This window comes from Lentisphaera profundi (assembly GCF_028728065.1).
Lineage (GTDB): Bacteria > Verrucomicrobiota > Lentisphaeria > Lentisphaerales > Lentisphaeraceae > Lentisphaera > Lentisphaera profundi.
Genome location: NZ_CP117811.1, coordinates 1974346 through 1993880 on the forward strand (window position 1 = coordinate 1974346; position 19535 = coordinate 1993880).

At 41.2% G+C, this 19535-nt stretch carries 16 protein-coding genes and 4 tRNA genes; 17 read left to right on the forward strand and 3 right to left on the reverse strand.

All coding sequences use genetic code 11. The features are described 5' to 3' along the window. Positions 1 to 88: 88 nt before the first annotated feature. Complete coding sequence (locus tag PQO03_RS07915) at positions 89 to 1420, reverse strand: tetratricopeptide repeat protein (RefSeq protein ID WP_274149354.1); 1332 nt, start codon at positions 1418 to 1420, stop codon at positions 89 to 91. 105 nt (positions 1421 to 1525) lie between these two features. Here PQO03_RS07915 and larB point away from each other — a divergent pair, with 105 nt between their 5' ends. Both larB and PQO03_RS07925 read left to right on the forward strand, forming a co-directional pair. Continuing rightward, a complete protein-coding gene (larB, locus tag PQO03_RS07920) occupies positions 1526 to 2284 on the forward strand; it encodes a nickel pincer cofactor biosynthesis protein LarB (protein ID WP_274149355.1) in 759 nt (252 codons plus the stop codon). Continuing rightward, positions 2281 to 3552, forward strand: coding sequence for a bifunctional folylpolyglutamate synthase/dihydrofolate synthase (locus PQO03_RS07925; RefSeq protein WP_274149356.1), 1272 nt, complete (start codon positions 2281 to 2283; stop codon positions 3550 to 3552). Before larB ends, PQO03_RS07925 begins: the two co-directional genes overlap by 4 nt. Here PQO03_RS07925 and PQO03_RS07930 read toward each other — a convergent pair. Then, positions 3529 to 4596, reverse strand: a complete 1068-nt coding sequence (locus PQO03_RS07930; protein ID WP_274149357.1) for a serine/threonine protein kinase — start codon at positions 4594 to 4596, stop codon at positions 3529 to 3531. The two genes, PQO03_RS07925 and PQO03_RS07930, sit on opposite strands and share 24 nt — an antisense overlap. A gap of 109 nt (positions 4597 to 4705) precedes the next feature. Between PQO03_RS07930 and PQO03_RS07935 the strand changes: the two genes are divergently transcribed. The 15 genes from PQO03_RS07935 to polA all read left to right on the forward strand — a co-directional run bounded on the left by PQO03_RS07935 (position 4706) and on the right by polA (position 19039). After that, positions 4706 to 5020 (forward strand): TFIIB-type zinc ribbon-containing protein, encoded by a 315-nt coding sequence (locus PQO03_RS07935; protein WP_274149358.1) that lies wholly within the window; start codon positions 4706 to 4708, stop codon positions 5018 to 5020. Between the two features lies 1 nt (position 5021). Next, positions 5022 to 5666 carry a nitroreductase gene (locus PQO03_RS07940; RefSeq protein ID WP_274149359.1) on the forward strand — a complete coding sequence of 215 codons (645 nt, stop codon included), beginning with the start codon at positions 5022 to 5024 and terminating at the stop codon, positions 5664 to 5666. A gap of 158 nt (positions 5667 to 5824) precedes the next feature. Further along, complete coding sequence (locus PQO03_RS07945; RefSeq protein ID WP_274149361.1) at positions 5825 to 6223, forward strand: hypothetical protein; 399 nt, start codon at positions 5825 to 5827, stop codon at positions 6221 to 6223. A 352-nt stretch (positions 6224 to 6575) separates the two neighbouring features. Beyond that, positions 6576 to 7616 (forward strand): transporter, encoded by a 1041-nt coding sequence (locus tag PQO03_RS07950; protein ID WP_274149362.1) that lies wholly within the window; start codon positions 6576 to 6578, stop codon positions 7614 to 7616. Between the two features lie 199 nt (positions 7617 to 7815). Next, positions 7816 to 7889 (forward strand) — tRNA-Pro (locus PQO03_RS07955). A 93-nt stretch (positions 7890 to 7982) separates the two neighbouring features. Continuing rightward, a tRNA-Pro gene (locus PQO03_RS07960) sits at positions 7983 to 8056 on the forward strand. Between the two features lie 34 nt (positions 8057 to 8090). Further along, positions 8091 to 8480: a response regulator gene (locus PQO03_RS07965; RefSeq protein WP_274149364.1), complete on the forward strand. Its 390-nt coding sequence runs from the start codon at positions 8091 to 8093 to the stop codon at positions 8478 to 8480. A gap of 78 nt (positions 8481 to 8558) precedes the next feature. Continuing rightward, on the forward strand, positions 8559 to 8975 hold the full coding sequence (locus PQO03_RS07970; RefSeq protein WP_274149365.1) for an HIT family protein: 417 nt from the start codon (positions 8559 to 8561) through the stop codon (positions 8973 to 8975). Beyond that, complete coding sequence (locus PQO03_RS07975) at positions 8975 to 9388, forward strand: hypothetical protein (protein WP_274149366.1); 414 nt, start codon at positions 8975 to 8977, stop codon at positions 9386 to 9388. Before PQO03_RS07970 ends, PQO03_RS07975 begins: the two co-directional genes overlap by 1 nt. 38 nt (positions 9389 to 9426) lie before the next feature. Beyond that, positions 9427 to 9499, forward strand: a tRNA-Thr gene (locus tag PQO03_RS07980). A 311-nt stretch (positions 9500 to 9810) separates the two neighbouring features. Further along, positions 9811 to 9883 (forward strand) — tRNA-Thr (locus PQO03_RS07985). Between the two features lie 168 nt (positions 9884 to 10051). Further along, complete coding sequence (locus PQO03_RS07990) at positions 10052 to 11959, forward strand: TonB-dependent receptor plug domain-containing protein (protein ID WP_274149368.1); 1908 nt, start codon at positions 10052 to 10054, stop codon at positions 11957 to 11959. A 140-nt stretch (positions 11960 to 12099) separates the two neighbouring features. Beyond that, positions 12100 to 14007: a TonB-dependent receptor plug domain-containing protein gene (locus PQO03_RS07995; protein WP_274149370.1), complete on the forward strand. Its 1908-nt coding sequence runs from the start codon at positions 12100 to 12102 to the stop codon at positions 14005 to 14007. A 106-nt stretch (positions 14008 to 14113) separates the two neighbouring features. Beyond that, on the forward strand, positions 14114 to 15919 hold the full coding sequence (locus PQO03_RS08000) for a PTS sugar transporter subunit IIA (protein ID WP_274149372.1): 1806 nt from the start codon (positions 14114 to 14116) through the stop codon (positions 15917 to 15919). 9 nt (positions 15920 to 15928) lie between these two features. Beyond that, the gene (polA, locus tag PQO03_RS08005) at positions 15929 to 19039 is read left to right on the forward strand and encodes a DNA polymerase I (RefSeq protein ID WP_274149373.1); all 3111 of its coding nucleotides are present in this window, start codon (positions 15929 to 15931) and stop codon (positions 19037 to 19039) included. Positions 19040 to 19119: 80 nt separating this feature from the next. On the opposite strand, the gene PQO03_RS08010 is transcribed toward polA, so the two are convergent. Beyond that, positions 19120 to 19512: an L-rhamnose mutarotase gene (locus tag PQO03_RS08010; RefSeq protein ID WP_274149374.1), complete on the reverse strand. Its 393-nt coding sequence runs from the start codon at positions 19510 to 19512 to the stop codon at positions 19120 to 19122. Positions 19513 to 19535 lie beyond the last annotated feature (23 nt).

The window sequence follows — 19535 nt, forward strand, 5'->3', positions numbered from 1 at the left end:
TTTAGAAAATTTTGTTTTGTTTAGATTGACGCCCTAAAACTAATTATAAGGGCTTATAAAGCAAGCTTTATTTAAAGCCTAGTGTGTCTTAATTTTTTTGTACGAAGCTCTTTTGATAAAGAACAAAAGCATCGCGATTCCCCATTTCAGCTGATTTTTTCAACATAATCTCGGCTTGGTCACGATTGGCTTTCAAGTACTCACCAGCTAAATAAATACGTCCCAATTCATAGAGCGCATCCGCATGATTCTGCAGTGCCGCTTTTTGATAGTAAATTATAGCTTTATTAATATCCTTTTTTACGTCCTCTCCAGTTTCGTACATGTAAGCTAAAACATAAATAGCTTGCGCATAATTTTGTTCCGCTGCACGCTGGTAATAATCTAAGCCTCTTGCTACATTTACTTTAGTCCCAATACCACGAATGTGGCATACGCCTGCATTGTATAGGCCACTTGAATTCCCTAAGCGCGCCGCTTTCTCATACCAGGTATAAGCGATTTCTAAATTTGCAGATACACCTGAACCTACAGAGTAGCAATTCCCTAAAGCCACTTGTGCAGGAGGATAATTTTTATTTGCTGCACGTAAAAACCATCTTATAGCAACTTCATTATCTTTACGCACCCCAATACCATTCTGATAACAGTAAGCAACCCGAGCTTCTGACGTAGAGTTACCATTATCGGCAGATAACATTAACCATTTCAAAGCTTCCTTGCGATTATATACGGAAGGATACTCTTGGTTATTTGAAAACTCTGCCATTTTTAGTTGAGCATCAGCATTGCCTTTTTGCGCACTTTCACGATAGAGAGCAATAGCATCAAGCACTCTCTTGGGACCGCCTAAACCACGTTCATAATATTCTGCAAGACGACTGATAGCTCGGTAATCTTTTATCAAAGATGCTTCTTGAAAATAACGTATGGCTTTTTTGTAATCTTCTCTTCTATCCAATAGTAATGCTGCGTTAATATTGGCCTGTACTAGACCAAAATCCGCCGCTTTCATATAGTATTTCAAGCCTTCATCTTCGCTCTTCTCGACGCCATCTCCTCTGATATAGAGGTTGGCCAAGTTGTACATGCACTGACGATGATTTTTATCTGCACCTCGGCGCCACCACTGAGCGGCCATTGCAGTATCTTTTTCCAAACCCAAACGACCATAGAAATAATTATTACCCAATTCTAAGATTGCCGTTTTGCTCCCCGCTTCAGCTGCTTTTTCAAGTTTTTCGAGACGCTTCTCTTGTACTTTTTCACGCTCATCCTTCTTGACTTCGTCATCTACTATCGGATCCTGAGTCTTGACTTCGTCTATGGGCGTTAAATCCAGGTTTCGAGCAGTTTGCGCATAGACCGAGAGATTACTTAAAAACAGAACCATGAGGATGATTCTAAAACTTGTAAACATTTAGGACCTCTTTTATTAAGATATTTAATCATTTTAACTTCGCATATAATACTCTAGGAATTACTTTTTGCGATAATATAAAATTCAAAGCATAGGTTAAATCCCATGAATCAGAAGAACTCTCTTGAAAGCTTATTAAATAAACTCAAAGATAAAGGCATTAAGGAAACACAGATACTTCTTGAGTTAGAAAGATCATTCCTCGATACCGACCCGGCCACTTTTATCGATCATCAACGAGAAGAAAGATGTGGTTATCCAGAGGTGATATATGGCTTGCACAAAAGTGCCGAGCGAATCCTTTCGGCGAGTCGAGAAATTCTTAAACTCAAAACGAATGTCCTTATCAGTCGTATTAATCAAGAAAAGGCAAACATTCTTATCACTGAATTCCCTGATGCTTTTTATTGTGAAACAGCACAAATTGCCTATATAGGTGACTTCATTCAAAAATTTGATTCCAAACTCCTCATTATCAGTGCGGGAACTAGTGATGAATCAGTAGTTAAAGAAGCCTATTATTCGGCTCTCGCATTTGGCTTAAAGCCCACGCTCATTCAAGACCTAGGCGTTGCGGGACTCCACCGACTCTTAGCTTACAAAGACGAGCTTTCACAGGCGGACTGCATCATTGTGGCCGCAGGAATGGAAGGCGCTCTTCCCAGTGTTGTCGGAGGCCTGACGACCGCTCCCATCATCGCAGTCCCCACTAGCGTTGGCTACGGAGCCAACATGGAGGGCGTCACCACGATGATGGCGATGCTGAGTTCTTGTGCATCAGGGCTCAGCGTGGTGAATATTGACAATGGCTTTGGTGCGGCTTACGCGGCCTTAAGAATGATAAAAACTTTTGAGAAAAAATGAATCCTTCCTTCAACTTTAAAGATGCTGAAACATATCTTGATTCCCTACTCGTTTTTGGGATCAAACTTGGCCTAGAAAACATGGTGAGCCTCAATCAACTCTTAGGTGACCCCGCTTCTTCCTTAAAATTCATTCACGTCGCTGGCACCAACGGAAAAGGCTCTACTTGTGCGATGATCGCAACTGCCTGTAAATATTCTGGACTAAAAACAGCTTTTTACTCATCTCCTTACTTGGTCAACTTCTTGGAACGATGGCGAATCAATGGCACCCCCATCCAAGAAGAACTCTATTTAGAAGCTATCCAAGAAATTATGCTAATTGAAGATCAGTTAATCGAAATCACCGGAGTTAAACCCACCTATTTCGAAGTACTTACCGCGGCGGCTTTAATTATTTTCCAAAAAGAAAAATGTGAGCTCGTTGTTTGGGAAACAGGCATGGGAGGACGACTCGACGCCACCAATATCGTCAATCCCCTCATGAGCATTATCACCAATATCGCCATGGATCACGGCTCTTATCTAGGTGAAACCATTGAAGAAGTCGCATCGGAAAAAGCCGGGATAATAAAAGCAAACACCCCCTTTATTTGCGGTGAACTCGACCCCAAACTCAAAAGTATCTTTGCGCAAAAAGCACAAAAGTCATCTCAATACTACATGGATACTGATTTCCTAAGCCATCGCCAGGGCACGGACATTCAATATCAAGGCACCCATGAACTAAATTATAAGCTCCGTTTACTTGGTGACCACCAAGTCAGTAACTCTTCTATTGCCATTAAAGCTTTAGAAGTACTGGAAGATCAAGGCATCTTAGAATCTGCGATCATCGCTGCGAAAGGTATTCAATACGCCCATTGGCCTGGTCGCATACAAGAACTCCCCAATCAAATTTACGTCGATGGCGCACACAACCCTGCAGCAATGGAAAAACTAAGCCATTGCTTTACTGGGAAAAAATTCACTGTCCTTTGTGGCATGATGGAAGATAAAGACATAAAAGCCACGCTAAAAAAGCTCGCTCCTATCTGTAAGAATTTCATCGCCATTCCGATCAATATCCCTAGAGCTATCCAAGCAGAAACTCTTGCTGACATCGCTAAGGAAACTTTAAATTGCCCCTGTAGTTTTCAGAATAATTGGGAAACTTGTATCAATAACATCGAAGGAAAGGTCTTAATCACTGGCTCTCTCTATTTATCCGGAGAGGTATTAAGCAAACTAGCCCCTGACAGCGCCTTAAGATGCGATATTCTTGAATAATACCAGCGCTAACACAAGTACCAATAACGCAATAATAATATAGATTTTTTTTCGCGATAAACCCTTGGGTTCATTCACTTTATTCTCTGCATGCTCAATCATTAGATTTTCGATCTCTAATTTTTTTGTCCCTGTTAAATCAAAACAGGTATCAAAATGAATAGGTCTTATCGAATCGTGAAACCTGTGCCTCAAATCAATTAAATCTTGATGCACTTCTTCCATTGTCTGATAGCGATCCTCAGGCTTATAAGCCATACATTTCTTAATCAGCTCGCAGAAGCCTTCACTAAGATCAGGGTTCAACTCACTAGGATCAGGCGCTCCCTGTTCAAAATTTTCATTAATTATAGCTTGAACACCCTCAACTTGAAACGGTTTCTGACCCGTAACCATGAAAAATAAACTGGCTCCAAGAGAAAATATATCTGCTCGACCATCAGCATTTGCTGCATCCAAAGCTTGTTCAGGGGACATAAAGTGCGGCGTACCCAAACCGGTCTTGGTCATAGTTAAGCTCGGAGAGCTCTTTTCGATATTTTGTAGCTTCGCCAAACCCAAATCACCCACTTTATATAAACCATCGACTGAAATCATTATATTATCGGGCTTAATATCCCTATGTATAATCCCATGATGATGCGCCACGCTCATAGCACGTGCCACTGACTCACCTATATCAATTGAGTCTCGCTCAGAATAATTGCCATTTCTTTTCATTTCCAGAAAAATACTAGAGCTCATCTTTTCCATTACGTAATAAGGGTGATCATTTTGATCATTCCCACACTCCATAACTCGAACTAGATTAATATGCTCAATTGAGGCGGCTAAACGAGCTTCTTGAATAAAACGCTTAGCTGATGCTGGCTTCTCCGTCACATCTCTAAAAAAAACCTTGATCGCAACTGGAATATTTAATACTTCATGGCGCGCGGCATAAACCTTACCCATGCCACCCACACCCAAGGGGCCCTCAATTTTATATGGACCTACATATTCAGGAATTGTTTCATTATCAGAACGAGTACTATTGTCTTCCATATAATTATACGAGCTTATTGTTTTATATAACTTTAAATCTATTTAATAGTGTATATTTTAACAGTGTGTAAGACAACTTCAATACTAATATATATAAAGGATTCAACTAATGTCAGATAACTCTCTCACAAAACAAGGCTACAGCAACGAGGACGCTTACATTAAAGAGAAAGAAATCGCTCTCCGCGCAGAAAGAGATGAACTCAGAGCTGTACAAGCAAAAGAACAAGCAAAAGAACTTCACTGGATGCGCTGCCCTAAATGCGGCGGTCAGATGGAAGAAAAAGATATGGAAACAATGAAAATCGATATCTGCAATTCTTGCGAAGGCATGTACTTCGATAAGGGTGAATTCGAAATCGCTTCAAAGTCACTCGAATCTCATACTGTTTTTGATAAAGTTGCTAGCTTCCTGAAGTGGTAAAATGAGACACTGCGTCCGTGCGTTCACGAAAGAACCTGTCCTAAAAGAACAGCTCGAAAGAGCCATCGATTATGCACGCTACGCGGCCTCATCTAAAAATATGCAACCTTGGCAACTCACTATTTGCCAAGGAAACATATTACAAAGTCTATCTAAAGACCTTATTGATGCCGTTTACTCCGGAGTCCCGCCCGCATCAGAACTAGGCGAAAGCAAAGAAAACCCCATCCCTCAAGTCTACATGGATCGGGCTAGACAGTGTGGCTATTCACTTTTTCAGCACAAAGCCATTGAACGCCATGACAAAGAAGCTCGCCTCGAACACTGGTGTGAAAACTACCGTTTTTTCGGTGCCTCCACAGTCATACTCTTTTATTACGACCATAAGCTTCCCTCCCACTGCTTGATAGACATGGGTATATTCTTAGAACGCCTTATGCACGGCCTGGAAAAAGAAGGCTTATCTTCTTGTCCTCAAGCATCACTGGTCGCATTCCCCGACATTCTAAAAAAACATATTGAAATGCCCGAAAACCTAAGCCCCATCTTTGGCCTATCCCTTGGCCACGAAGACCCCGAAGGAAAGGTGAATCAATTTCGCACCGAGAAGCTAGAAATTAATGATTTCACTAAATGGCTAAATTAAATAAGTCTCAGACTTGTAGATCCCTCATAACAAGGCAAAGTCACTGCGAAAAACAACCAGCCCATTAAAAGATGGACAATAAGAAAAAATTCATTAAAATTTTAAGTATCTTTATGACCCTTCTCTACCTACTCAACATGAGTGGAGCTAGGAGCAACGTGGTCTCATCTCTTATCCGCCCTCTCCTTCCCTATAAATGTAGTGGCCATGGCTGCGCATGTGATATAGCAGGAAAAGAACTAGCGGGCTGTGCTTGCTTTGGTATCATTGAAGAATCAAATGAAAAAGCTGATTTAAATACTTGCACTCCAGAAATTAAATCATGCTGCTCAGCAGAAAAAGAAGAACACACCCCTAAGAACAACGACTCCACAATAGATAAGACCGGCTGTGACGGCCTACTCTCAGACCTTTATGAAATGCTTGACAGGCATCTAAACTTCCAGATTCACGCATCGACTACCACTCACTATTTCATCTACCCATCAAGCCCCATAAAACTCCTAGCTTATCAACAAGTCAAACTCATCGCTTTAGATAAAATCCCCATTGTGTAGTCCCTCGCAGTCTGTCGGACTTTGAGCTTCGTAACGAAAAAGGGACCGAATAAAGCAGGTTTTTGTCCGAAATGAGACGAATATTGAACATATTTAACGATTTTCGGGCATGGATCCGGCAAAGTTCGGCGGTTTTGTAGTCGAACGGAGAGAAGTCCGACAGGCTGCTAGCCAGAGTGATATTTACTGGTGCTTTTGTCCTACGACAAACTAAAAATTTTTCACTCTGACCATAGCTCCTATGATTTTTCTACCTTAAGAAAATACCCCACACACTTACGCCCACTAACCCACACATCTTCATGTATGGGTATACTCCGTGCGTACAACTCCACTTTAAAGAAACTACACAATGAAAAAATTACTTGCTTTATTATCATTAAGCTCCATAAGCTTATTAGCTCAAGTCACCAAACACGAAGACCACAACCAAGCCTGTCCTTGTAATGAATCTCACGATGTTCTCCACTATGCTCCTGCAGGAGTCATGGGTGCCCACATTCACCAAAAAGGCGAATGGATGATTGGTACTCGATCAATGTTCATGGAAATGGATGGCCTTAGAGATGGCACTAATCGAGTCTCCAATAACAAAGCCCATGGCGACTACATGGCTGTACCCAAAGACATGAAGATGCAAATGCACATGCTCGACATCATGTACGGCCTCAATGACGACTGGACACTCACCTTGATGATCCCATGGGTACGCTATAGCATGAACTTAAATCGCCGTATGACCATGGGAGGTAACACCACTAATACTAATTTCAAAACACGTAACGAAGGACTAGGCGACATCAAGCTTGGAAGTATTTATCGTGCTTATGATAATGGTTCAGATCAAGTATTACTTGGCCTCACGCTCAATCTCCCTACTGCTGATGTTGATGCAGAATCGAACACTCCCATGGGTGATAACACTCGCTTAGGCTATCCCATGCAAATTGGATCCGGTACATGGGACCTCATCCCCTCAGTTGTGTATAACAAATTCTACTCAAACTGGTCCTGGGGTACTAAACTTGAAGCTATCCTTCACACAGGAGAAAATAGTGAAGGCTACCGCAGAGGCGATAAGCTCACATCAAACCTCTGGGCCTCGAGAGCACTCAATCCTGTATTTGCCCTGAATTCTCGCATAGAATTCAATGCTTGGGAAGATTATCGCGGCGACGACGATAAGCTAAAACCCATGAGTGGTATGAACCCTGTTGCCGATGCCGATCTGCGCGCAGGTAAAAACGGCTCAGTTTTTGCAGGCTTTACGTGGAAAACTTGCGAAAAGAGTCGAGTTCAATTCGAAGCAGGCGTCCCTGTTTATCAAGAGATTGATGGCCCGAACCTAGAAACAGACTACACAGTTAATATAAACTTCCTGTATTCATTCTAAGTCACCTTTGCTGTATTCACCTAGTCGAGCGACTAAGTGAATACACACAAAACTATCATAGTTAATGAGATGCAAAACTATGATCTCAACAACTGAATAAGTAAAAATATCCCTCCGTGAAATCTCGTCATTATTTTTTTCATTTTTTATCAAAAAGCAACTTGCAGAAAACAAGTACCGAATTACTTTGGCGTCGTTTCGGAGCGTAGCGCAGTCTGGTAGCGCGTTTGGTTTGGGTCCAAAAAGTCGCGAGTTCGAATCCCGCCGCTCCGACATTTTATTTCTTTACCAGGAAATAAACCCCTTGTTTTCCTCACGGAAAATGTTTTACAGATTAAGTCTGTTTTTAAGACTTGATTTTCACATCGGAGCGTAGCGCAGTCTGGTAGCGCGTTTGGTTTGGGTCCAAAAAGTCGCGAGTTCGAATCCCGCCGCTCCGACTCTTTTTTAATTTTAACTATTAAATTAAATTTCATGAGTCTATATAAATCCACATTTCCTGCAGTTTTACTTATTGAAAGCGACCCTCAATTGAGCGAGTTTTTCAGTAGAATGATAAGTAATTGTGGCTATGAAGTTTTAACAATAAGCCACGAAGAAGAGTTCGAAAATCTAAACAAAGACGAGATCGAAATTATACACGCATGTATAATCAATGAAATCACTGATCATACTAAATTTTTTGAAACCTACGAAAAAAGCTTTCGTTTACACAATATCAAAAAAGCTCCCATCATCTTAATCACTGCTGGCGACGAAGACCTTGATCCTATTATTGTATCGAAAACTTTTCACATCTCAAGAAAAATGAATTTCAATTTCTCGGAATTAACTGACAAAATCCACGATGCGATCTTAGTTTAAAATCGACAAAATCACTCCTTTTACAACTGCAAATTTTTGATTTCACTTTATAGTCTCTAAAAATTTAAGGACATAATTATGGATAACTGTATTTACTGTAAAATATCTGAGAAAAGAGAAAGTGCCGACATCGTCTATCAGGACGATACTTTCTGTGCCTTCTTACACCCCACGCCTATCAATCACGGCCACATTGTCCTCACACCTTCAGAGCACTGCACCAGCCTAACGCTCTTAGATGACGAAACTTACTCAAAGCTCCATTGCCTAGCAAGAAAACTAGCTAAAGCCACCTTAAAAACAAAACAATACGATGGCTTCAACATCCAGTATAACCACGGCGAATGCGCCGGCCAAGACGCCTTGCACGCTGCTATTCATATCATCCCAAGAATTGGCACCGATGGATTCTATCTCAACTGGAGAATGCAAGACCCCGAGTCTGCTGAAAAAAGAAAAGAACTCGCGGAATTCATTCATAGTAAAACTATTTAATGGATGCGAGATACTCACTATTTTTAACTGAACTCAGTGAAGACAACCCTCAATACTCAATCAAATCACTGCTCTTTATTTGTCGAGGCATAGAGTTTTTTAACCAGACGCAAACAAGTAATGATAGCGACACGATCCTCAATAGCCTCTATTTACATGCTTTTAATGAATACGGGCCCCTCGCCCTCTTCACCCTAAATAAGCTCAATTTCTACAAAAACTCAGACTTCGTCACCGCCATCAATCTGCTCATTGAGAAAAAAATTTTTACGGGCATCGAAAAACTCGAAATCACAGCCCAAGTAAACGAACAAAATTTAAGCTCAATAATCCAAAAAAAGGCACTGCCTGAGCCTGCTTTTTGGCCGAAAATAAAAAAAGTGAATAATTTTCAAAGATTTCTCAAAATCTGACTGGCAGAAAAACAATTTCGGCTTATTATCTACCCGTCGCCAGCATAGCTCAGTTGATAGAGCAGCTGACTTGTAATCAGCAGGTCGTCGGTTTGAGTCCGACTGCTGGCTCTCTAAAGCACTTACATTTATGTAAGTGCTTTTTTATTCCCATCATCCCTAAGCCTAAATAGAAATACGCCCAAACCCCTGAACTAACTTTAGAAGATTTACGTAGACATCCTGCTCATGGAACTTTATAACTTTTCACAGCAATACTCGTACAACTTTCGAAAAAAGTCATAAGTCAATGTGGACCAAAGATCAAGACAATTGATAAATGTAGCTCACGGATTCAGAACATCAATAAATGAATACTTTTGTGTACTTATGCGCTTAATCTGACTGGCAGAAAAACAATTTCGGTTTATTATCTACCCGTCGCCAGCATAGCTCAGTTGATAGAGCAGCTGACTTGTAATCAGCAGGTCGTCGGTTTGAGTCCGACTGCTGGCTCTCTAAAGCACTTACATTCATGTAAGTGCTTTTTTATTTTCATCCTCCAGTATTATTTCTGTTAATTTTAAGTGAAATTAGCTCACCATCCCTTCCCTACAAAGAATAATAGTGCTAATACACAAGTACATTAATCGAATATTCGTAGATCTAACTGGATTGCACCACATGAAAAGCTTTAAATTAATCATCAGCATACTACTGCTAAATTGCATATTACTTGCAAATGAGCTCGATGATAATTTAAGCTTAGAAGACTTAATGAATATTGAAGTAACGAGTATCTCTAAAAAAGAAGAAAGTGCTTTCACTGCCTCATCAGCTATATACGTCATTTCACAGGCAGAAATGAAAAGCAAAGGCGCAAGCAACTTAGCCGAAGCACTCAGAGGAACTCCAGGCGTACAAGTCTCCAGAAGAACGAATAACTCCTGGGAAGTGAGCATCAGGGGCTTTGATAGCCTTTATTCAAACAAGCTTCTCGTTCTCATCGATGGACGCACTGTTTACACCCCTATCTTTTCAGGAACCTATTGGAATTTCACCAATTACCCAATCGCAGACATCGAGCGAATTGAAGTCATCCGAGGTCCCGGTGCATCGATGTGGGGATCCAATGCCGTCAATGGCGTCATAAATATCACCACCAAACACAGCAAAGACACCCTAGGCGGCTTAAGTAAACTTGAATATGGCGAAGATTTCCAACAAGCTTACTTACGCATTGGCGAAACTTTAGATGAAGAAGGAAAATTAAATCTCCGTGCTTATGGCCAATTCCAAAAGTACGACACCTTAAATCCTGGGAGTAAAAACAAGCACGATCAACAAAATGATGACTGGGACCATGCCCAAGGCGGATTTAGACTAGATTACGACGTAACACCCAAAGATACAATAAAAATATCCGGCGACGCCTACAGCGTCGATCAAGTCACTTTTAACTCCATAAATAGTAACAGTTTTTACGAAGATAGTGATGCTACTGGCTATAACCTTAGCCTTGATTACACCAAGCAAATTTCTACGGACGAAAAGTTTCACGCTTTGATCTATTATGATTTCTATGATTTCAACCAAGAATTCACTACCAATACCTATGTTCAATCGTGGAATTTTGAATTTGACTACCACTTTAGCCCCATTAAAAATCATGACGTCACCATTGGAGCAGGAACTCGTCTCTATCGCTCTCAAGTCAAAGACCCTAGTGGCCAACTACGCATGTTCCCTGTTAATGAAAACACAACTAACTACAATTTTTTCATCCAAGACAAAATCACCCTACAGCCTAATCGTTGGACACTTACATTAGGCTCCAAGTTCGAAGAACATGATTACTCTGGCTTTGATTACCAACCCTCTGCACGACTCGCCTATACACCCAATCGTAAGAACACCCTATGGCTTGCTGCTTCTCGTGCTGTTAGAACCCCAAACCGCTATGAACACAACTCCAATTTATTTTTCGGGGCAGTGGTAGGCAATCACGACGTCGATTCAGAAACTGTCAAAACCTACGAAGCTGGCTACAGAGTTTTAGCGACAGAGAAACTCTCTTTTGATTTCACCGTATTCTATAACGATTACTCTGATTTAACGACAACAAAGGTTACTACCGGTGATAACCTTATCGTTAACGATGCCAGCGCTGATAGCTATGGCTTTGAAGTATCATCAAACTACCTGGCGACCAATGACTGGCAACTCAAATTATCCTACAGCTATTTTGATATTGATACGGACCAAGAAAAAGACAATGCTAGCTACTTCCCTACAGATAATGTTACCGCTCAACACCAAGCCTCCGTCTATTCGTTTTATAGAATATCGAAAGAATTACAATGGGATCTAACCGCTTACTATCAAGACACAAAAGACCCCAGTATAAATGATGTGAAGAACACCAGCAACCAGGCCTTCATAAAACTAGACACAAAATTCACTTGGACCTGTAGCCCTAAACTAGAAATCTATGTAGCGGGACAGAATCTCTTAGAAGATTCCACTTCAGAAACCTTATATTACGTAGAAGCACCACGAACCTTCCTAATGGGCTTAAACTATCGTTTCTAGAGCTTTACTTGATATATATATTAAATATAGATTAAAAACAAATATATTAGATCTCCTGCTCAAACTCAGCTATTCCCAAAGCTTACTTCATTAGCTATCATAGTTTAAAGGGCTTAAACTAAACATTGGGATTTATTGATTTGAGATTAATTATTACAGCGTCGCTTATCTTCATATTTATGGCTAGTGCATATTCTAATGAAGACCTTGATGAATTAGATTTAGAGTCCTTAATGAATATAGAAGTTACTTCTGTCTCAAAAACAGCAGAAAATTCTTTCACCGCCGCTTCTGCCATCTATGTTATCACTCAACAAGAAATTGCTCGCAAAGGCGCCCTCAATATTGCAGAGGCCTTAAGAGGCACCCCTGGCGTACAGGTCTCAAGACGCACCAACAATACTTGGGAAGTCAGTATTCGAGGTTTTGATAATCTCTACTCAAACAAACTTTTAGTCCTTATTGATGGGCGCAGTGTTTATTCACCCATTTTTTCGGGAACCTACTGGGAATTCACCAATTATCCCGTCGCAGACATCGAGCGCATCGAAGTCATTCGTGGACCTGGCGCCACAGTATGGGGTTCCAATGCAGTTAACGGCGTTATTAATATCACCACTAAATCTGCCAAAGACACAAAAGGCGGATTGGCTAAAGTCGATTATGGGGAATACAACGAATCATATTACCTCCGCTATGGCGAAGCACTTGATGAAGACGAGAAACTCCACCTACGCATCTATGGCCAATTGCAAAAATACCAAGAATTAGAACCAGGCATCCATTTAAAAAACACCCACGAGAATGATGACTGGGACCACTTACAAGGTGGTTTCCATTTGGATTTCGATGTGACTTCCAAGGATACACTGACAGTGAGTTCCGATATTTATCATTCTGACTTCACTAACTATAATGCACTTGTCATTAATGACTTCTATGAAGACGGGGGAGCAACAGGCTACAATCTAACCTTAAAGCATACTCGCGAATTTAACTCAAAGGAAAAATGGAACACTCTACTTTATTATGATTACCACAACATTGAACAGGATGTCACACTAGACTCAACCGTTCACGCCTGGAACTTCGAAACTGATTATCACTTTTCCCCATGGAAAAATCACGAAATGACTATTGGCGCTGGCGTAAGAGCCTACCGCTCGAAAGCAAAAGATAAGACAGGACAACTTGTTTTTTTCCCCGAAGATGAGACAACGATAAATTACACTCTTTTTGTTCAAGATAAAATCACACTTCAGCCTGATCGCTGGACTTTAACCTTGGGTTCAAAATTTGAAAAAAATGACTACACCGATTATGAGTACCAACCTTCAGCACGAATAGCGTTCACCCCAAATAGAAAAAATACTTATTGGGCTGCTGTCAGCCACGCCGTACGCACCCCCTCACGATATGAGCATGGATCAAATATTTTTTACGGCGCCGCGATAGGCAACAATGACGTCGACTCCGAAAACCTCACTGCCTATGAACTCGGTCACAGAATCCTCATAAATGAAAAACTTTCCTTTGACACTACAGTTTTTTATAATGATTATAGCGACCTTGTCACCACCAACACGAATGCAGGTCCCGATCCCATCACAAATGACTTCAGCGCCAATAGCTACGGCATCGAGATTTCATCCAATTATTTCATCACACCAGACTGGCAACTTAAACTCTCCTATTCTTATTTTAAAATTGACACCAACTACAAGGATAATATTGCAGACACCATCCCTACTGAAGATGTCGCCGCCACTAACAAAGCATCCTTTTACTCATTTTATAACATCACTAAAGACGTGAAATGGGATCTCATGCTCTATTATCAAGACAGTAAGAATCCGAGCTACAACTACGACCCCCAAGATGGCACTCCCGCCTTTATTAAACTGGACTCACGCATTTCATGGTCTCCCCGAGAGGATCTCGAAATATACCTCGTCGGCCAAAATTTATGGGAGCAATCTACGCGTGAGACCCTCTATTATGCTGAAACTCCGAGAACTTTTTATCTAGGCCTCAATTATAAATTCTAATTATTCGCCCTTCCTGCCTAATTCACTGCTCATTCCTCATGAATCCACTTGATTTTAGCCCTTAATTCCGTATCTTGAAGCAGTGAATTTGGGAATCAATACTTTTATGTTAAACAACTTTATTTTTGCTGCGGATAAACCTGCCTTACTTCATGGTGCTTCCGGAGAACTTCTTGTATCAATAATATTAATTATTGGCATGCTTGCGGGTGTCACCGCAAGAAAACTCAAACTACCTGTACTTACTGGACAGATTATTGCCGGCATCCTAATTGGACCCTATGTCCTTAACGTCATCGGCCATACTGAAGAGAAGAATCTCGCTTCAGTTACAAGCTTTGCTATCGGACTCATCGCGCTCACGGTAGGCAGCCACTTAAACTTCCAAAAGCTCCACAATTCCTTTAATCGAAATTTACTTATAGCAGTTGGTGAATCGAGCTGTGCCTTCATTGCCGTTTTCTTTGCTCTTGAACACTTCAATCCCATGGAATTCTCGGACCATACTCGCTTAGCTGCTCACCTTCTCATATCTTCTCTGGCCTGCAGTACTTCACCTGCAACAGTCCTACACGTAGTCAAAGAAAAAAATGCCAAAGGCAATCTCGTTAAAACATTGCTGATTGTCGTTGCCTTAGACAATATCATCTGCCTCATCGTCTTTGAAAGCGTCCGCGCCGTAGCACGCCAAAAACTATCCGGCGCAAGCCTTCTCACTACTGCGATACCCGGCCTCGTCAGCTTTTTCAGCTCTGTTGTCGTTGGTTTTTTAGTCGCCAAATGCTTTGAGTTTTGTTTGCGCTACGTTCAAAAAAAGAAAGGTGCATCACAATTTCGTCGTACTTCAAACACTTTAGTTTTTACGCTTTTAGTCGCCTCAATTATGATCACCAATGGACTTTGTGACTATATAGCTCAAAGCACTTCCGCGCTCCCGACAAAACTGACTCCTCTACCTATAATGGCCAATCTTATCCTCGGCTTATGCCTCAGTAACTTTGCCATTTTCAAAGATGAAATGTTGGAACAATTCGAAGTTCTTGAACAATTTATTTTCACTGTCTTTTTTACTCTGGCGGGTATGCATCTAGATTTAAACACGATCAACTTCCAAACGATTAGTTCTGCACTTATATATCTAGTCGCAATGGCAACCGGTAAAATTTTTGGTGCCACCGTAGGATCCTTACTAGGAAGAAATACCACTCGCACAACCCTAAATATTGGCTCTATGCTACTCGTTCAGGCGGGCATGACCATTGCTTTACTCGTTGTTATTTATTCTGAAAAAGACTTCGCCCCTCTCCACGCTAAAATAACGGCCATGATCCTTCTCGTTGTAGTTTTTACCGAACTAGTAGGAACAATCCTCATTACAAAAACTTTAGACCGCGTCAAAGAAACGGGCAAGAAACGTACCCGCCTCATCGACTTCTTGGACGAAGAACATATCATCACAGGTCTCAACGCGAAAGATAAATGGGAAGCCATTCGCGAGATGTCTTACTTCCTTGTGAAAACTAATGATATCGACATCGATCCAGAAGAACTCAATAAACGCATGGTTGAACGCGAAAAAGACTTCACTACCGGCTTTGGTCAAGGTATCGCCATCCCTCATGCGACGGTAAGCGAAGACGAAATTCACGATGGCAAAATCCGTGGCCTTTTAGCCGTCGCCACTCCTCCGGTCGAATTTGAAGCCATGGATGATGCTCCAGTAGAAATCATTGTTATGTTAGCTACTCCTGACTCACAACGCGAAATTCACCTCGAAATCCTCAGTGTCCTCGCACGTATGCTAGGTGATGAAAAAATTCGCGAACAAATTTTAAAGGCTAACTCAGCCGCTTCCATTTATGAAATCATTCACTCCGAAGAAGCTGAGACTTTCAACTATTTCTTAAAATAAAGGTTTTTTATGTCTGAGCAACCCTCCATTTTCGTCATTGATTCAATGGCCTATATCTTCCGTGCCTTCTATGGTATTCGCGCCAATATGCATTCTCAAGATGGCCTCCCCACAAATGCCCTCTTTGGTTTTATTAATTCTTTTGAAAATATTATTCGCGATTTTAATCCCAGTCAAATCGTGGCAGTATTTGATGCTGGTTCAGAAACTTTCCGAAATGAAATGTACGCTGAATACAAAGCTAACCGCAAAGAATGCCCCGAAGAACTAAAACCTCAATTCGACTTAGTCAAAGAATATATTGCTCTACGCGGCATCCCCTTACTTATCCAAAAAGGTTTTGAGGCCGATGATATTATTGCGACTGTCGCAACACAGGCGACTGGTGCTCATATTAAAACTGTCATTTGCTCAGGTGATAAAGATTTGATGCAGCTCGTCAATGATCACACATATATCTGCCACACCCACAAAGATAACTTAATGATTGACGCCGAAAAGGTTTTTAAAATCATGGGCGTCCGTCCGGATCAAATTGTCGATTATCTCTCTATATGTGGGGATAGCGCCGATAATATCCCAGGCCTACCTGGCATCGGCCCAAAAGGCGCATCAAAATTACTCGCGGAATTTAATGACCTCGAAACAATCCTAGCTAGTCACGATAAGATCAAAGGAAAAAAACAATCCGAAACCATTCGCGAAAAAGCTGATCTCGCGCACTTATCTAAATCACTTGTCATCCTCAAAGATGAAATGACTCTAGAAAAAACCTATGATGAACTCATACCTACTCAGCCCGATTTCGAGGGTTTAGCAGATTTTTACGAACGCATGGGATTTTCGCGTTTTTTGCGTGATCTTCCGAAGATCCAATCCGCTTATGAAGGGAATAGTAAGCCCAATCTAAAACAGTCCCTTAAATCCGGAGGCCCTGTCACTCTTCGAGTTGAGACCTTTGCACCCCGCCCCTTTCAGCACGAAATCCTCAAACTGAAGGCCGAATTTGAAAATGGCTTAGAATTTGATGTATTAGAAGAATCCACTCATTTAGGAAAGACCACCGAAGAAATTTTCTTTGCTCTCAAAAATACTTTTATTGACTGTGAGCTCACCCTTGTTAGTGAGAACCACACTATTATTCCCGAAGATCTAAAAAGTAAAAGGAAGTGCATTCTCACATGGGAATGGCTTGCTGCTTCATGGTTACATGATATTGAAATTGGCATAGAGCAAATCTCTTCACATCACCTTCCTTTGATTCAAGAACACCTTTATTTGAATGCGCAATTCGCAGACTTATTAGCTACTGCCACAGTAGAATATAATTCGCAACGCCATGACTACAATATTATTCAGTCTATCACTGAGCTCCAGCAAATTCTAAAGAAAATCAGCGATAGCGGCCAAGCAATTTCCTTTGATACTGAAACGACCGGATTGGATGTACGTACGGCTCAAATCGTCGGTCTAGGTTTAGCCATTCAAGATCATCACGCTTGGTATATACCCTTTAATAGCTCGCTAGATAAAGATACCATCATTACCGAACTCAAGCCATTTTTCGCCAATTCAGAGCTCAGATTTTTTGCGCAAAACGCAAAGTTTGATTTACAAATGTTGCACTATGCAGGCATCCAAGTCAACAACATTGATTTTGATACTTTAGTGGCTTCTTTCATCTGTAATCCATCACGCCAATTTCACGACCTCGATTCGCTTGCCCTGCACTATCTTAATTACCGCAAGATCTCTACTGTATCACTTATTGGTAAAGGCAAAAAACAAATCACCATGGCTGAGCTGCCCATAGAAAAGGTCGCTACTTATTGTTGCGAGGATGTGGATATCACCCTACGCCTTAGAACTGAACTAGAAGCTGAACTTCATCGCCGTGGCTTACGAGATCTATTTGATAGCATGGACATCCCTCTCGTTCCTGTTTTATCCGAAATGGAAAATCATGGTATCTCAGTTAATCTTTCTCGCTTAGAAACAATCTCCACTGAATTCAGCCAAGAACGTCTAAAATGTGAAGAACAAATCTACGCTTTAGCCGGTCATGAATTCAATATTAATTCCCCCAAACAAGTCGGAACTGTGCTCTTTGAAGAAATGGGACTTAAAGCCGGCAAAAAAACAGCTACAGGTTACTCCACAAGTGCGGACGTTCTCGAAAACCTTGCTCCTGACTCGGAGATCGTGCGCGTCATCCTCCGTCACCGTACTCTGAGTAAACTTATTTCTACTTATGCAGATGCCCTGCCCAAAGAAGTTTCGCCCTTAGACGACAGAATACACACACGTTTCTCACAAACTACTGCTGCAACGGGACGCCTCGCATCAACACAACCCAATTTGCAGAATATCCCCACTCGTACTGAGGAAGGCAAAAGTATTCGTTCTGCATTCATCGCTGCAGAAGGCCACAACTTTCTCTCTTGCGATTATTCTCAGATCGAATTACGCATCATGGCTGAATTAAGCCAAGATCCAGGCTTACTCGAAGCCTTTAGCAAAGACTTAGATGTCCATAGCTACACAGCTTCACTCGTGTTCGATACTGATCTTAATGAAATCACAAAACAACAACGTTATGCTGCCAAAGCCGTGAATTTTGGAATTATGTTTGGCCAAGGCCCCTATGGTCTTGCAAAAGAAATCGGCGTCTCTGCTGATGAAGCCAAGCAATTCATCTCCAATTATTTTAAACGCTACCCCGATGTACAAAAATTCATGTCACAATGCGTAGAAGACGCTCGCGAAAAAGGCTATTCTGAAACCTCTTTTGGACGTCGTCGCTACCTACCTGAAATGCTCTCTTCTAATGGACGTATCCGTTCAGGAGCCGAGCGTATTTCAGTCAACTCCCCCATACAGGGTACGGCTGCAGACATTATTAAAATTGCGATGATTAATGTTTCTAAGGAACTCCATAAACGTCAATTGAAATCTAAAATGCTTCTTCAAATTCACGATGAATTGCTCTTTGAAGTACCTGATGACGAACTTGATATAATGAAAGAACTGATTCCAAAAATTATGACCGATATCCCCTCAATCAAAGTCCCTTTAAAAGTAGACTCTGCCATTGCTAAATCTTGGGATCAATGCGATTAAGGCAATAAAGCTACTCAGTCATTTAACTGAATAGCTTTATTTACCATACTCTAAGGTGGACGCGCTCCACTTAGGAGATTTTATGCTTGAAAAAACACTCTTTCTAAGCCTAACCATTGCTCTCCTTCTGGAGTGCCTTCCATGCTTTTTTGGCAAGGATCCGTTTCTTTCCACCAACGCAAAGTTTCTTCGTCCTGAGGGAATTTTCCCATGTCAGCTTCTAAGTCTGTGCCAATGTACTCAAAGAAGCTAAACAAATATTTTTTGCCCGCAATTGGCGCTACGAAAATATTATAGTTACGCATATTACATTCATGAATCTTAGCCTGCACTCCTGCCCAAACATTAGCGTGTAATTCGCGGTAGTAAGCTTCCTTCTCTAAGTCCAACTCAATAACTGAACCAAAACGCTGAATTTTATCTTTATCATAACCAGCTCCTGGATTCGTTTCACCAATAATTGCTTCACTCATAGAGTCTTTCCTCATTTAATTAT